The sequence below is a fragment of the Solimonas marina genome (assembly GCF_012241385.1).
GTDB lineage: Bacteria > Pseudomonadota > Gammaproteobacteria > Nevskiales > Nevskiaceae > Solimonas > Solimonas marina.
In genome coordinates this window covers 410,763-424,912 of the sequence record NZ_JAAVXB010000003.1, presented here as the reverse complement: position 1 = coordinate 424,912, position 14,150 = coordinate 410,763, and the positions used below count along the sequence as shown (strand labels likewise).

At 67.7% G+C, this 14,150-nt stretch carries 12 protein-coding genes; 5 read left to right on the top strand and 7 right to left on the bottom strand.

Features of this window, described 5'->3' with window-relative positions; translation table 11 throughout:
* Nucleotide 1 precedes the first annotated feature (1 nt).
* From G7Y82_RS08140 to G7Y82_RS08130, 3 genes are read right to left on the bottom strand one after another with little or no spacing between them, the layout of a single operon-like run.
* Nucleotides 2–604: a DUF938 domain-containing protein gene (locus G7Y82_RS08140; protein WP_168147517.1), complete on the bottom strand. Its 603-nt coding sequence runs from the start codon at nt 602–604 to the stop codon at nt 2–4.
* A complete protein-coding gene (locus tag G7Y82_RS08135) occupies nt 605–1,357 on the bottom strand; it encodes an alpha/beta fold hydrolase (RefSeq protein WP_168147516.1) in 753 nt (250 codons plus the stop codon). It lies immediately after the preceding gene.
* The gene (locus G7Y82_RS08130; protein ID WP_366515636.1) at nt 1,354–2,400 is read right to left on the bottom strand and encodes a M14 family zinc carboxypeptidase; all 1,047 of its coding nucleotides are present in this window, start codon (nt 2,398–2,400) and stop codon (nt 1,354–1,356) included. The genes G7Y82_RS08135 and G7Y82_RS08130 overlap by 4 nt, the downstream gene beginning before the upstream one ends.
* Before the next feature lie 144 nt (nt 2,401–2,544).
* Between G7Y82_RS08130 and G7Y82_RS21685 the strand changes: the two genes are divergently transcribed.
* Nucleotides 2,545–2,676, top strand: a complete 132-nt coding sequence (locus tag G7Y82_RS21685) for a hypothetical protein (RefSeq protein ID WP_277346261.1) — start codon at nt 2,545–2,547, stop codon at nt 2,674–2,676.
* A 31-nt stretch (nt 2,677–2,707) separates the two neighbouring features.
* Here the strand turns inward: G7Y82_RS21685 and G7Y82_RS08125 are convergent, their stop codons facing one another.
* Nucleotides 2,708–3,619 carry a 5'-nucleotidase gene (locus G7Y82_RS08125; protein WP_168147515.1) on the bottom strand — a complete coding sequence of 304 codons (912 nt, stop codon included), beginning with the start codon at nt 3,617–3,619 and terminating at the stop codon, nt 2,708–2,710.
* Nucleotides 3,620–3,759: 140 nt separating this feature from the next.
* On the opposite strand from G7Y82_RS08125, the gene G7Y82_RS08120 reads away from it, so the two are divergent.
* Complete coding sequence (locus G7Y82_RS08120; RefSeq protein ID WP_168147514.1) at nt 3,760–4,845, top strand: BPSS1187 family protein; 1,086 nt, start codon at nt 3,760–3,762, stop codon at nt 4,843–4,845.
* 3 nt (nt 4,846–4,848) lie between these two features.
* On the opposite strand, the gene G7Y82_RS08115 is transcribed toward G7Y82_RS08120, so the two are convergent.
* On the bottom strand, nt 4,849–5,637 hold the full coding sequence (locus G7Y82_RS08115) for a sulfite exporter TauE/SafE family protein (RefSeq protein WP_168147513.1): 789 nt from the start codon (nt 5,635–5,637) through the stop codon (nt 4,849–4,851).
* 101 nt (nt 5,638–5,738) lie between these two features.
* Nucleotides 5,739–6,644: an alpha/beta fold hydrolase gene (locus tag G7Y82_RS08110; RefSeq protein WP_168147512.1), complete on the bottom strand. Its 906-nt coding sequence runs from the start codon at nt 6,642–6,644 to the stop codon at nt 5,739–5,741.
* 203 nt (nt 6,645–6,847) lie between these two features.
* On the opposite strand from G7Y82_RS08110, the gene G7Y82_RS08105 reads away from it, so the two are divergent.
* The gene (locus G7Y82_RS08105) at nt 6,848–11,251 is read left to right on the top strand and encodes a DEAD/DEAH box helicase (protein WP_168147511.1); all 4,404 of its coding nucleotides are present in this window, start codon (nt 6,848–6,850) and stop codon (nt 11,249–11,251) included.
* Nucleotides 11,252–11,492: 241 nt separating this feature from the next.
* On the opposite strand, the gene G7Y82_RS08100 is transcribed toward G7Y82_RS08105, so the two are convergent.
* Nucleotides 11,493–12,374, bottom strand: coding sequence for a LysR substrate-binding domain-containing protein (locus G7Y82_RS08100; protein WP_168147510.1), 882 nt, complete (start codon nt 12,372–12,374; stop codon nt 11,493–11,495).
* Between G7Y82_RS08100 and G7Y82_RS08095 the strand changes: the two genes are divergently transcribed.
* The gene (locus G7Y82_RS08095) at nt 12,373–13,230 is read left to right on the top strand and encodes a glutathione S-transferase family protein (RefSeq protein ID WP_206370461.1); all 858 of its coding nucleotides are present in this window, start codon (nt 12,373–12,375) and stop codon (nt 13,228–13,230) included. The two genes, G7Y82_RS08100 and G7Y82_RS08095, sit on opposite strands and share 2 nt — an antisense overlap.
* Nucleotides 13,227–14,138 (top strand): EamA family transporter RarD, encoded by a 912-nt coding sequence (gene rarD, locus G7Y82_RS08090; RefSeq protein ID WP_168147509.1) that lies wholly within the window; start codon nt 13,227–13,229, stop codon nt 14,136–14,138. The genes G7Y82_RS08095 and rarD overlap by 4 nt, the downstream gene beginning before the upstream one ends.
* Nucleotides 14,139–14,150: the final 12 nt, after the last annotated feature.

The window sequence follows — 14,150 nt, the reverse complement described above, 5'->3', positions numbered from 1 at the left end:
CTCAGGCCGTGACGCGACGCCAGACGATGCAGAAGTTGTGGGCCGGCATCTCGATCTTGGCGATGCGTTGCAAGCCGATCGTCGCCGCCAGCGCGTCGACCGCCGCCAGGTCGCGGATGCCCATGTGCGCGCCGCGTGCCTTGAGCCAGTCGTCGAACGCCGCGTTGCTGTCGCTGGTGAAACGACCGTCGAGGTTGAACGGGCCGTAGACGACCAGCGTCGCGTCGGCAGCGAGCACGCGCCCCAGCCCGGCGAACATCGCCTGCACTTCCGGCCAGGCCATGATGTGCAGCGTGTTGGCGCTGAACGCGGCGTCGTAGCGCTGCGCCGGCCAGTCGTCGTCGGCCACGTCGAGCGCGATCGGCGGGCGCAGGTTCGGCAACGCCGCTTCGTCCAGCCATAGGCGGATACCGTCGTGATGTTCGGCACGCTCCGAAGTCTGCCACTGCAGTTGCGGCAAGGCCGCCGCGAAATGCACGGCGTGCTGACCGGTGCCACTGCCGATTTCGAGCACGGCGCGGCGATCGGCGAAATGCTCGCGCAACACCGCCAGGATCGGGTCGCGATTGCGCTCACAGGCCGGGGCGTAAGGTTTGTCCGCCATCTAAGGTCGCCAGGCCTTGAGCTTGTCGATCACCCACGCCGGGTCGTCCAGCGGCAGGTCATGCCCGGCGTCCGGATGCATCGCCAGCGGCAGGCGCCAGCGCGCCGCCAGGCGCTGCGAACATATCGGATCGACCAGGCCGTCGAGCAGGCCGACCAGCGCCAGCATCGGTACCGCCGGCGCCGTCTCCGGCGCCCGGTACGCCATTGCCGCGCGCAGCTGGCGGAGTGCGTTGGCGCGAGACACCGGCTGCGCCTCACGCCAGGCAACCCAATCGTCGACCACGCTGCGATGCGCATCGGGCGCGGCGCTGGTCAGGCGCAGGATGGTTTCCTCGCCGCGCCGCACATCACCGTCGATCAGCGTGCGCAGCACCGCCGGATAGGCCGCCGGGCGCAGGCGCTGCCAGAACGGACTGAACGGCTTGAGGCTGGTATTGATCAGCGCCACGGCATCGAGTTCTTGCGGATAGGCGTCGGCCCACGCGGCGGCGACCATGCCACCCAGCGACATCGCCAGCACCCGGTAGCGCGGCGCCGGCGCTAAACGCTGCAATTCGCCGCGTACGTCGGCGGCCATCTCGGCGATGCGGGTCGGACTGCGCTGCGCGCAACGCGCGCCGTTGCCGGGCAGGTCGATGGCGACCACGGTCGCGCCGCCCAGTGCTTCCGCCAGCTGTGCGGGAAATGCGCCCCAGTGTCGGGCGTCGCGCACCAGCCCGCGCAACAATATCCACGGTGGGTTCGGGTTCATGGCAGCAGTGTCGCATACCACCGCGCCATCGCCTGCGCTAAGTGCTGCTCGCGCACCGCGCCTTGCGGCTGCCAGCGCTCGTGCGACACCGCGGCCCGCGTAAAGAAATCCAGCAGCGCGATGTGCCGACGCATGACGCGCTGCTGCCGGTGCGAGATCAGCGGATTGAAAATGCCGTAGCGCGAGAACAGTTGGCGTGGATTCTTCTTGACCCAGAGCCAGGACCCCATTTCCAGCGTCAGCGGCAGAAACACCGATGCATCGCGGTCCAGCGACTTGAGATAGAGGTAGTCCCAAAGATCGCCGTGGGTCAGGTACTGCAGGCTCTGCGGCTCGAAGACGTAGCGGTGGTGAGCGTAGCTGCCAACGAAGATCGAACGCAGCGCGTGCACCTCCGGCAGATGCGGAATCGGCCGTCGCGTGTGCGCGTACGGAAACCAGATCCGGTCGTCGACGCCAAAGCCAGAGTGGCAGTCGACGGCAAGACTGAACGGCCGGCTCAGCAACTCGCGTTCGACCAGCGTGCACAGCGCCGTGCTCTCGGCTTCCATCGGCGCGTCCTTGCGGCCGCGATACCACGGCATGCCGGCGCTGAGGCGCTGACCGCCGACCAGAAACGGCACTTTCTCGACCGCATCGACCGGCGCGTTGCGCATCAGGTCGACGCCGCGCGGATTGGCACGCGTCCCGAGCCGCAATCCCCCCGGATTGACCAGCGGCATGAAAACGATGCGCAGCTGTTCGAGCTGCTGATGCAGCGCCTCGTCCCAGGCCAGACGCATGACCAGGCTGCGCAGGTAGGCGATGACAACCTCGGCGCCGATCCGTTCGAGGCCGTGCACGCCGCCGAAGAAGCCGATCGCCGGCACCTGCGGTGCGGGATTGCCGAGCGTCAGCACTTGAATCGGTAGCCGCTGCCCACCGCTTTCGATCTCGCAGGCCGTCGACACTTCCAAATACGGGGCACCCTGTTCGATCAGGGCCTGCAGTTCGGTCAATTCCGGGAGCACATCGCTGCGAGTGTGGGTGTTGGATTCGAGCACGCGCGCGAGGGTGCCGCACGCGCATGACAAGCGCTTGACGGCGCATCCGCTGTCACCAATCCGCAACCGCGACGTCACATTGCCGGGCTACCGTTGACGTTCCGCCGTCGCGACCCTCGCGCGGCTTCGCCACGGAGCCTCAACATGGCACGCCTCGTCCGCAAAGTGATGACCTCGACGCCGGTCACCCTCGGCGGCGCCGCTGTGGTCGGCGCCCTCGAATTTGCACGCCTGCAGCGCTCGCGTGCGGTCGCCAAGTTGCAGCCGCCGCGCTGACGCGGCAACGCGCCGTCAGTCGTCGGGTCGATCAGGCACGACGCAAATTGACGACGCCCGCGGCAACATGGCCGGTCGGCCCGGCGAGCGCCGCAGACTCGCAGTGCGCGAGCTGATCGTCGAAGAAGAAATCCGGCTCGAACTCGCGCAGGAACGGCCCTTTCTGCAGTCCACCGAGAAACATCGCTTCGTCGACCTCGATACCCCATTGCATCAGGGTGCGGATCGCGCGTTCGTGGGCCGGCGCGCTGCGCGCGGTCACCAAGGCCGTGCGCAGCCGCACCGGCACCGCTTCGCCGGCGGCGCGCTGCAAGCGATGCAGCGCTTCCAATAGTGGTTTGAACGGCCCCGGCGGCAACGGCCGCGCGACGTGTTTGGCCTCGTGCGCCTGGAACGCGTCGAGACCATCGGCCTGGAAGATCTGTTCCGCTTCGTCGGAGAACAGCACGGCGTCGCCGTCGAACGCGATGCGCAGCTCGTTGGGATGGCGGGCCGCATCGACCACCGATGCGGAGAACACGCGTGCCGCCGGAAAACTGGAGTCCAGCGCGCCCTGCACGTCCTCGGGATTCGCAGACAGGAACAGATGCGCCCCCAGCGGCCGCAGGTAACGAAATGGCGGCGCGCCTTTGGTGAAGACGCCACGTTCCAGATTCAGACCCTGCATCTTCGCCGAATGAAACACGCGCAGGCCGGAGACGGGATCGTTGCGCGACAGGATGACAACCTCGACACGGTGCTCGCCATCGTCGTTGAACGCCAACAGCTTCTTGACCAGCGGGAAGGCCACGCCCGGCTTGGCTGGCACCTGGGTGCGTTCGAGCTGCAGCGCCTCGTAAGCATGGTCGCCCTGCTCGTCGAACACGCGGTTCTCGGCTTCGAAATCGAACAGTGCGCGCGACGACAGCGCGACGACCAGCTTGTTATCCAGATTGACGCCCATCTGTTGTTCCTCTGCAGCAGGTGCTCGTATTGTCGCCCGATCGAGGCTCGAATCCTGCGCCCCTGCCAATCGCCGGGTGCCCGGCTATGATGCGCACCCGGCCCGGACCGGCTTGGGTCTACACACGGAGCGTGATTGACATGAGAGCACGGAATGCGTGCCGCACCCTGGCGGCTGCATTTGGAGCTGCCGTCCTGGCGGCTTGCGGGTCGAGCGACGCCCCGAACCTGGCGCCGGTCACGACGCAGAGCTTTCATGTCGCGCCCGGCGATACCGGCGATGGCATTTCGAACACGCTCGGCCAGGATCGTATGCACTACGTCGTCGAGCCGGCACACGATGGGCGACGCAACGCCCTGATCGTGTTTCTCGGCGGCACCAGCAGCACGCCGTCGGACTACACGACGCTGGCCGACCATCTCGGTAGCCTCGGCTACGGCGTGATCGATCTACGCTATCCGGACGGCCGCGCGGTGGGCTCGCTGTGTAATACCAATGATGTTTGCTTCACCAATGTGCGCGGCGAAACCGCATTTGGTGCCAACATCGCCTACGAGGCTGGCGCGAGCACTTACAGCTCGCTGATCGTGCAGGTCGACGCCGCCAACAGCATCATCGGCCGCGTCGTCGCCGTCATCGATTACCTGGCGAATCTCGATGACGCCACAGATGCCGATTACTGGGATCAGTTCCTCATCGCCGACGCCGCGTCACCGTATATCGCCAAGCACTTCGGCCCTGCATATCCGAACTGGTCGAAGATCATCATCTCCGGCCATTCGCAGGGCGGCGGCGACGCGGCATTTATCGCCATGCATCTACCGGCGGACTCGCCGGTCAAACGAGTCGTCATGCTGTCGTCGCCGAACGACAACGTCGACGGACTGTCGAGCGCGAGCTGGATTTCCGATGCATCGACCACGCCCCTCGACCGCTTCTGGGGGCTGCGAGCGCCTGATGAAGGCGTCTATGGCAGCTTTACATCGGCGAACTGGGCGGCGCTGGGCGGCACCGACCATGGCGGGGTCGGGGGTGACGACGGCGCCGAACAGGACATCGGCGACGGTAGCGGCGACCCGGCAGGTGCGCACCGCTTGGTGCTCGACAGCAGCGGCGGGGCCTTGGCAGAGCACAACAGCACGGCCGTCAACGACGGCAATGACCGCTTCCCAGCCAACCGCGAAAGCGCCTGGGACTATCTGTTCGACGGCGGCACGTCAGACTGAAGTTCAGAACCAGAGCATCTTCACACCGACCGCGGTCAGGATCACGGAAATCAGTGTGCGAATCAGCTTCTCCGGCGCTCGCGAGCTGGCCAGCGAGCCGAGCACGATGCCGGGAATCGAACCGACCAGCAGCATGCCGAGCAGCGAGAAATTGACGTTGCCAAGCAGTAAATGCCCGGTGCCGGCAATCAGCGTCAGCGGGATCGCGTGGACGATGTCGGTGCCAACCAGAACACTCGGCTTCATGCGGCGCGGATACAGGTACAGCAGCATCACGGCACCGAGCGCGCCGGCGCCGATCGACGTGAACGTCACGAGAAAGCCGAGGATCGCGCCGGCCAGCACCGTGGCCGCCGGTTGCAGGGTCTTGAACATGACCGGCCGCTCATCGCGCAGCCGCGTCCCGACGCGATGGAAGGCAGGACGAAAGACCGACGCCAGCGAGGTCAACACCAGCACGCCACCGAGCATGCGCGTGATCATGACATTGTGCGTCTGCCCATTGCCGCTGTAGTGCAGCCAGATCAGCGTCAGCACCGCCAGCGGCAGACTGCCCAGGAACATCAGCCGCAGCACCCTCCAATCGACCGTCCCGCGCTTGCCGTGCACCCAGCCACCAACCATCTTGGTGATGGCGGCGAACCACAGATCGGTGCCGACCGCCGTGGTCGGCGCGACGCCGAACAGCAGCAGCATGATCGGCGTCATCAGCGCCCCGCCACCGACGCCCGTCAGCCCCACCAGCACGCCGACGCCGAAACCGGCAACTACGTTGAGCCAGTCGAAAGTCACTCGAAGATCCGGAAAAGTCGAATGGAACCGTCGATATGTACGACGGATGCCACTTGATTATAGGGAGCTCGCCGCGGATTGCGCGGCGTCAGCGACGGCAATCAGGCGCGCGCGGCGTTGGCAGCGATCAGCTCGGTCCAGCGCGGCAGCAGCGCCGGCGCGATGTCGTGGCCCATGCCCGGAATCAGCTCGAGCCGCGCGCCACGGATCAGCTGCGCGCTGCGCTGGCCGCAGGCCGGGCGCAGCAAGGGATCGGCCAGGCCGTGTATGACCTGGGTCGGCGCCTTGATCTGCGGCAGCAAGGTCTCGAAGCTGCCGGTGGCGAGGATCGCCTGCGTCTGGCGCACCATGCCGGCGGGACGAAAAGCGCGGTCGTAGGCGCGACCGGCGAGCTCGGCCCGATACGCCGCCGGTGTCGGGAAGCCCGGGCTGCCGACCCGCTGCAACATCGCCGTCGAACGGCGAATCACCGCCTCGCGCGTGCGCGGCCGCGGACCCACGCCCGCCATGCGCCATAGCACGTCAAAGCGCGCCGGCGGCAGTTTCGGATGATTGGTGCTCGACATGATCGACGTCAGCGAGCGCACACGGCGCGGATAACGGCCGGCGACGATCTGCGCGATCATGCCGCCCATCGACGCACCGGCCAGATGCGCGCGGCGGATGTCGAGCGTATCGAGCAGGCCGATGACGTCGTCGGCATTGTCATAAAGCGTGTAGTTCGACGTCGATGCGCGACCGAAGCGGCTGGCGAGCCAGTTGCCCGGCAGGTTGACGCGAATGCCGCGGTCGCCGTCGCCGGACAGCCCGGCATCGCGATTGTCGAAGCGGATCACCCGAAAGCCGCGCGCAACCAGATCGGCGCACAGCGCATCCGGCCAATGGATCAGCTGTCCGCCCAAGCCCATGACCAGCAGCAGCGGTTCGCCGTGCGCGGGACCGCATTCCTCCCAGTTCAGTTGCAGGCCGTTGACGCAGGCGCTGCCGGCGGTCCAGCTCGGCTTCATTTCAGGCGTATTTCCGTTTGGTGACGATTGCGTGAAGTTTTTCGGAACATAGCAAACGAAGGCCACGCAAAGTCACCTCGCCCCTGCGGCCGGGCGACGAACGGTGAACGCACGCTGTCCGACAGGCTTGCGCCGCCCGCAACCGCCACCATTTCGAGAGGACAGGCGCATGTCCTGCGCCCGATTCGATCTAAGCTAGTCCCATGCAGCACGCCCTACCCCTTGCCGCCCCCGCCGTCGCCAGCGATGGCCCGCTGGCGGGTTTGTTCCATCCGGCCGTCGCCGAATGGTTCACGGACGCGTTCGGCCAGCCGACGGCCGTGCAGGCACGCGCCTGGCAAGTCACGGCGCGGCGTCGCAACGCGCTGATCACCGCGCCGACCGGTTCCGGCAAGACGCTGGCGGCGTTTCTGGCAGCGATCAACGACCTGGTCACCGAAGGCATCGAACAGGGTCTGGCCGACGAAACGCAGGTGCTCTACGTCTCGCCGCTGAAGGCGCTGTCGAACGACATTCGCAAGAACCTCGAAGCGCCGCTGGACGGCATCGCCGCGCGCGCGCGCGCGCTGGGGCTTGGCGAGCTGGCCATCCGCAGCGCCGTGCGCAGCGGCGACACCAGTGCGTTCGAGCGCGAGCGCATGAAAAAAGTGCGGCCGCACATTCTGGTGACAACGCCGGAATCGCTGTTCATCCTGCTCAGCTCCGACGCCGGCCGCGAGATGCTGCGCACGGTGCGCAGCGTCATCGTCGACGAACTGCACGCGGTGGCCGGCACCAAGCGCGGCGCGCACCTGGCGCTGTCGCTGGAACGCCTCGATGCGCTGTGCCCGAGCCCGCCGCTGCGCATCGGTCTGTCGGCGACGCAAAAGCCGATCGAAACCATGGCGCAAATTCTGATGGGCGCGCGCGGCGTGATCGTTGGCGGTCATCCGGCCACCACGCCCATCACAGCCCCGGAAGCGACGGCCCCGCCCCGTGCGCACGACATCTGCGAGATCGTCGACACCGGCCATATCCGCGACCGCGACCTGGCGTTGGAACTGCCGCGCTCGCCGCTGACGCCGGTGATGGCGACCGAGGTCTGGGGCGAGATCTACGACCGCCTCGCGGCGCTGACGAACGAACACCGCACGACGCTGATCTTCGTCAATCAGCGCCGCCTCGCCGAGCGTGTCGCCCGCCATCTGGCCGAGCGCATCGGCGAGGAGCACGTCACCGCGCACCACGGCAGTCTGGCCAAGGAGCATCGGCTCGACGCCGAACAGCGGCTCAAGGCCGGCAAGCTCAAGGCGCTGGTCGCCACCGCGTCGCTCGAACTGGGTATCGACATCGGCGACATCGACCTGGTCTGTCAACTCGGCTCACCACGCTCGATCAATGCCTTCCTTCAACGCGTCGGCCGCGCCGGCCACGCCGTGCGCGCGACGCCCAAGGGCCGGCTGTTCCCGCTGTCGCTCGATGACCTCGCCGAGTGCGCGGCGCTGCTCGAAGGCGTGAGTCGCGGCGAACTCGACCGGGTGCTGCTGGCCGACGCGCCGATGGACGTGCTCGCACAGCAGATCGTCGCCGAGGTCGCCTGCAGCGAGTGGGATCTCGACGCGCTCTACGCCCGTTATCGCAACGCGCTGCCGTATGCGGCGCTGACGCTGGAACGCTTCGAGCAGGTCGTGCAGATGCTCGCCGACGGCTATGTCACGCGTCGCGGCCGGCGCGGCGCGCTGCTGCACTACGATGCGGTCAACCGCCGCCTGCGCGGCCGCCGCGGCGCCAAGCTGACGACCGTCACCAATGCCGGCACGATTCCCGACCAGTTCGATTCCGACGTCGAACTCGCACCCGAAGGCCTGCGCGTCGGCACGCTCAACGAAGACTTCGCATTCGAATCGCTGCCGGGCGACATCGTGCAACTCGGCAACACCTCGTATCGCATCCTCAAGGTCGAGACCGGTCGCGTCATCGTCGAAGACGCCAAGGGCATGCCGCCGACGCTACCGTTCTGGCTCGGCGAATCGCCGGGGCGCAGCGACGAACTGTCGTTGGCAGTGTCGAAGCTGCGCGAGCGCGCCGACGCGCTGCTGTCCGACGACGTCGACGACGGCGTCGCCTGGCTCAAGGACGAATACGGTCTCGACGACGGCGGCGCCGTGCAGCTCGCCGACTACTACGGCAGCGCCAAAGTGGCGCTTGGTCTGCTGCCGACGCGCGAGCGCATCATCTTCGAACGGTTCTTCGACGAGGTCGGCGACACGCATCTGGTCATCCACGCACCGCTGGGCTCGCGCGTGATGCGCGCCTGGGGCCTGGCGCTGCGCAAACGCTTCTGCCGACAGTTCAACTTCGAGTTGCAGGCCGCTGCGCTCGACGACGCGCTGGTGCTGTCGCTCGGGCCCACGCACAGCTTCCCGCTCGAGGAGGTCGCCCACTACCTGCATTCGAACAGCGCGCGGCATGTGCTCGAACAGGCGGTACTGCAGGCGCCGATGTTCGGCACACGCTGGCGCTGGGCGGCATCGGTGGCGTTGGCGGTGGCGCGCAACCGCAACGGCAAGCGCATCCCGCCGCAATGGCAGCGCTCGGATGCCGAAGACCTGCTGACGCACGCCTTCCCCGATGCCGTGGCCTGCCAGGACAACCTGCCCGGCGATCGCGACGTGCCCGATCATCCGCTCGTGCATCAGGCGCTCGAAGACTGCCTGCACGAGGTGATGGACATCGACGGTTTCATCGCCCTGCTCAAGCGCATGGAATCCGGCGCTGTCGAGATCGTCTGCCGCGACCTGACCGCGCCGTCGCCGTTGTCCGGCTCCATCCTCAACGCCAAGCCCTACGCCTTTCTCGACGACGCGCCGGCCGAGGAACGACGAACGCTGGCGGTGCGCGGTGGCGGCTTCGCCGAGGCGGCCAGCGCACGCGACCTCGGCGAACTCGACCTCGCCGCGATCGAGCGCGTGCGCGAGGAGATGCGCCCGGAGCCGGCCAACGCCGACGAGCTGCATGATGCGCTGGTCGTCCACGGCTTCCTGAGCGATCGCGAGGTCAGCGACTGGCGCGCTTGGCTATCCGAACTGCAGCGCGCACGCCGCGTCGCGCGCATCACGCCGGACGGCGCGGACCAGGACTTGTGGGTGGCCGCCGAGCGGCTGCGCGAAGTGCGCAGCGTGCTGCCGAACGCCGCGGTCGACGGCGACGCGCCAGAACTCGGCTCCGAGATCGAACCGGACATCGCGCTGCGCGAGCTGATGCGCAGCCGTCTCGAACTGCTGGGGCCAGTCACCGCCACGGAACTCGGCGCACCGCTCGGGTTCGACGCCGACGCGACGACGCTGGCATTGCTGGCCCTCGAACAGCAGGGCTATGTCATGCGCGGCGCGTTCACGCCAGCCGCGCGCGGCGCCGACACCGAGTGGTGCGAGCGCCGCCGTCTGGCGCGCATTCACCGCTACACGCGTGACCGCAAACGCGCCGAATTCGAACCGGTGGCGCCCGCCGCCCTGATGCGCTTTCTGTTCGACTGGCAGGGCCTGACGCGCGGCGAACGCCGCGATGGCCCCGCCGCACTGGAGCTGGTACTGGCACAGCTCGAGGGCTTTGCCGCCGCCGCCAGCGCCTGGGAAAGCGAGCTGCTGCCGGCGCGGCTGCGCTGGTACGAATCGCACTGGCTCGACCAACTGTGCGCAACCGGCCGCGTGATCTGGCAACGCCCGCCCGGCGGTGACACCGCGGGCCGCAAAAGCGCGCCGGTGCGGGCAACGCCGATCGTCTTGCTGCCACGCGAGTTCGCCGCGCATTGGCAGTCGGTACCCGATCGCGATCCCGAGCTGTCGGGCGCCGCCGCCGCCGTGCTCGATGCGCTACGCCAGAACGGCGCCTCGTTCTTCGACGATCTGGTCGCCGACACACGCCGCCTACGCAGCGAAGTCGAGACCGCGCTCGGCGAGCTGGTCAGCCATGGCCTGGTCACGTCCGACGGCTTTGCTGGCCTGCGCGCGTTGATCGCGCCGGCCGAACTCAAGGCGCGTCGGCTGCGTCGCGGCGGCGTTCGCGCCGCGTTCCAGAACCTCGAAAGCGGTGGCCGCTGGACGCTGGTCCGGCAGCGCCGCCATGCCGACGACACGCACAGCGGCGACGACATCGAGCACATCGCACAGGCGCTGCTAAAGCGCTACGGCGTGGTATTTCGCAAACTGGTCGAGCGCGAGCCGCAGCTACCGCCGTGGCGCGAACTGTTCTACGTGTTGCGCCGCCTGGAAGCGCGCGGCGAGATTCGCGGCGGTCGTTTCGTCAGCGGCTTCGCCGGCGAGCAGTTCGCGCTGCCGGAAGCCGCCGCCAGCCTGCGCCGCTTCCGCGAACCGCGCGGCGACGATCTGGTCGTCATTTCCGGCTCGGACCCGCTGAACCTGACCGGCAGCATCGTGCCCGGCGAGCGGGTGCCCAGCCTGCCGAGCAACCGTGTGCTGTTTCGTGACGGAGCGCCGGTGGCAAGCCTGGTCGGCGGCGAGACGCGCTACGCCGTAGCGGCCGACACGGGCCAGCAGTGGGAATGGCAGCAGCGGCTGATTCGTCGCGGGGGGCACGCCGTCCACGAAGAGGACGATGCGGACTCCTGAGCCGTCAGACCTGTGTCGCGGCGAGACTGAATCCGATCGCCATGCCGATACAGAACGCCCAGAAGGCCCAGACGTAACGACGCTTCAGGCGAAACCGCTGTTCCAGGGGGTCGTAGTAACGCATCGGCGCTTCCGGCATGGACGGCGGGATCGCCATCTTGCAAAGTAGGATAATACCTACATCGCGTCATGCAAAATAACGGGCTTACGTATCGGCGCGGATCGAAACACTTTCGTGACGCTATGTTGTTGGAAGAACCTGCTCCAGCAACCAGTCGCGTAGCAGATGAATCGCATCGATCTGCGGGTGATCCGCACGCCAGACGAAGAAATAGGACGACGGGTCCGGCACGCTGATGTCGAGCACGCGAACCAGACGGCCACTACGCAAATCGCCGTCGTCGAACACGCGCCGCGCCAGCGCCACGCCCAGGCCAGTGGCGGCCATGTCGAGCAGCACGGCGGAATCTGTGCAGACCGGCCCGCGCTTCGGTTCTCGCCACTCGGCACCTGCGGCGTGCAGCCACGGCTCCCACGGCACCCACGGATTGCGCAGCAGCGTGCAATCGCCCAGCTCGGCGACGCTGGCCGGCAGCCGGCCGCCGCGGTAATGCGGCGCGCAGACCGGCAACAACTCGTCGCCCATCAGGCGAACCTGCTGCACATCCGGCCAGCCGCCAGGCCCATAACGAATTGCCGCATCGGCGTCGCCGGCCGCCAGATCGGCGACGCCGGAGCGCACGTCGAGGCAAAGATCGATATCCGGGTGTTGCTCGGCGAAGTTCGGGAGCCGAGGCGCGAGCCAGCGGCTGGCGAGCGCCGGCAGCACGCTGACCGCCAACGACACGTGCTCGTCGCGGCCGGCGCGCGCAAAGCCCCGCTCGAGCAGACCCAGCGCCTGGCGCACCTTCACCACCAACAGGCGACCATGCTCGGTCGGCACCATGCGGTTGCCGTCACGCTCGAACAGGCGCAAGCCCAGGCGCTCCTCGAGCGCCGAGACGTGATGGCTGATCGCACCATGCGTCAAGGCCAGCTCCTGCGCCGCCCGCGTGTATGACTGATGGCGGACGGCGGCTTCGAAGGCTTGCAGGGTTGCGAGCGGCGGCAGGCGAGTCGGCATGACGGCAGTGTATGTCGCAGCACACCTTGGTTGTGAATTCGGCTCACAACCGGCGACAGCACGCGTCGATTCCCTGTTGCTGCCGGTCTCGGCACACTGCGCGCCCGTCACCCTCCGCCGCCGCACCGACATGCCGCACTATCGCCTCTACTACGCCCCCGGCGCCTGCTCGCTGGCCGTGCATATCGCGCTGGAAGTGCTGCAGGCCGGCGGTCATGCCGACTATGCGACGACGCGTGTGCTGTTGCCGGCGGGCGACCAACGCAAGCCCGAGTTCCTGGCGGTCAACCCGCGCGGCCACGTGCCGGTATTGAGCTACCGTGTCGATGGCGAGGCGCAGACGCTGACCGAAAGCCTCGCGATCCTGCGTCTGCTCGTCGACCGGCACCCGCACGCCGGACTGCTACCGGTCGCCCCCACCGCCGCGGCACGGGCCTGGGAATGGCTGTCGTGGCTGGCGACCGATGTGCACGCTCACGCATTCATGCAGGTGTTCTACCCGGCACGCTATGCCGCGGACGCCGCCGCGCAAGCCGCGGTCGAAGACAGCGGCCGCGCGCTGCTGAGCCGCTACTGGGCCGACCTCGAATCGCGCCTGCCGGCGGACATCCTCGACAACGGCTATGCGCTCGGCGCCTTCAGTCTGGTCGACGCGATGCTGATCGTCTTTTATCGCTGGGCGGTGCGCTACGGCTTCGAACCGCAACAGCACTACCCGCGCTGGACGGCGCTGAGCATGCGGACCCTGGCGCACGACAGCGTGCGCCGCGCCTTCGCCGACGAGTGCATCCGCCTCGACGATCCGTTGCCGGCACGCCAGCCGGCCTTCACCGCAACACAGGAGCATGTCGCATGAGCGACCTCGATCCGACCGCAAGACGCGGCTTCGCCGCCGCCCTCATCGCCTTCCTGGTCTGGGGTCTGCTGCCGCTGTACATCGGCGCACTGAAGCCGACCGGCGCACTGGAAATCATGGCGCATCGCGTGGCCTGGGCCTGTTTGTTCGTGTTCGGCTACATCGCCTGGCGCGGCGAACTCGGCGTCATTCGCGGCATCCTCGGCAATCCGCGCCTGCGCCTGATGCTGACCGCCTCGGCGACGCTGATCAGCGTCAACTGGCTGATCTATGTCTGGGCGGTCGGCAACGGCCATGTCCTCGAATCCAGCCTCGGCTACTTCATCAACCCGCTGGTCAGCGTGCTGTTCGGCGTCTTCATCCTGCGCGAAACGCTCACGCGCGCGCAGTGGGTGGCGGTGGCGATCGCGGCACTCGGCGTCGCCTGGCTGACCTGGCAGGTCGGCCGGCCGCCGTGGATCGCGCTGGGTCTGGCGTTCTCGTTCGGCCTCTACGGTCTGGTGCGCAAGATGGCGGTGGTCGACGCCGTCGCCGGACTCGCGGTCGAAACGCTGCTGATCACGCCGGTGATGCTCGCCTATCTGGTTTGGCTGCTGCACGCCGGCCAGATGCAGTTCGTCGCACACGGCCCGCTGCTGGCGACCTTGCTGGTCGCCAGCGGCGTCGTCACCGCCGTGCCGCTGGTGCTGTTCGCTTATGGCGTACGGCGCATCCCGCTGACGACGGTCGGCCTGATGCAGTACCTGGCACCGACCCTGCAGTTCCTCTGCGGCGTGTTCTTCTTCCGCGAACCGTTCACGCACGTGCAGGCCATCGGCTTCGGCCTGATCTGGGCGGCGCTGTTCGTCTACGCCGGCGAAGGACTCTGGCGCGCGCGGCGACCACGGACGCTGGCGGCCGCCGCATAAACGACGCCGCAG

Bases quoted from the DNA above. Each gene is read 5' to 3' on its own strand.
- G7Y82_RS08120 (WP_168147514.1), top strand. From the start codon at position 3,760: ATGAGAGCACGGAATGCGTGCCGCACCCTGGCGGCTGCATTTGGAGCT.
- rarD (WP_168147509.1), top strand. From the start codon at position 13,227: ATGAGCGACCTCGATCCGACCGCAAGACGCGGCTTCGCCGCCGCCCTC.
- G7Y82_RS08110 (WP_168147512.1), bottom strand. From the start codon at position 6,644: ATGAAGCCGAGCTGGACCGCCGGCAGCGCCTGCGTCAACGGCCTGCAA.
- G7Y82_RS08100 (WP_168147510.1), bottom strand. From the start codon at position 12,374: ATGCCGACTCGCCTGCCGCCGCTCGCAACCCTGCAAGCCTTCGAAGCC.
- G7Y82_RS21685 (WP_277346261.1), top strand. From the start codon at position 2,545: ATGGCACGCCTCGTCCGCAAAGTGATGACCTCGACGCCGGTCACCCTC.
- G7Y82_RS08135 (WP_168147516.1), bottom strand. From the start codon at position 1,357: ATGAACCCGAACCCACCGTGGATATTGTTGCGCGGGCTGGTGCGCGAC.
- G7Y82_RS08105 (WP_168147511.1), top strand. From the start codon at position 6,848: ATGCAGCACGCCCTACCCCTTGCCGCCCCCGCCGTCGCCAGCGATGGC.
- G7Y82_RS08125 (WP_168147515.1), bottom strand. From the start codon at position 3,619: ATGGGCGTCAATCTGGATAACAAGCTGGTCGTCGCGCTGTCGTCGCGC.
- G7Y82_RS08140 (WP_168147517.1), bottom strand. From the start codon at position 604: ATGGCGGACAAACCTTACGCCCCGGCCTGTGAGCGCAATCGCGACCCG.
- G7Y82_RS08095 (WP_206370461.1), top strand. From the start codon at position 12,373: ATGACGGCAGTGTATGTCGCAGCACACCTTGGTTGTGAATTCGGCTCA.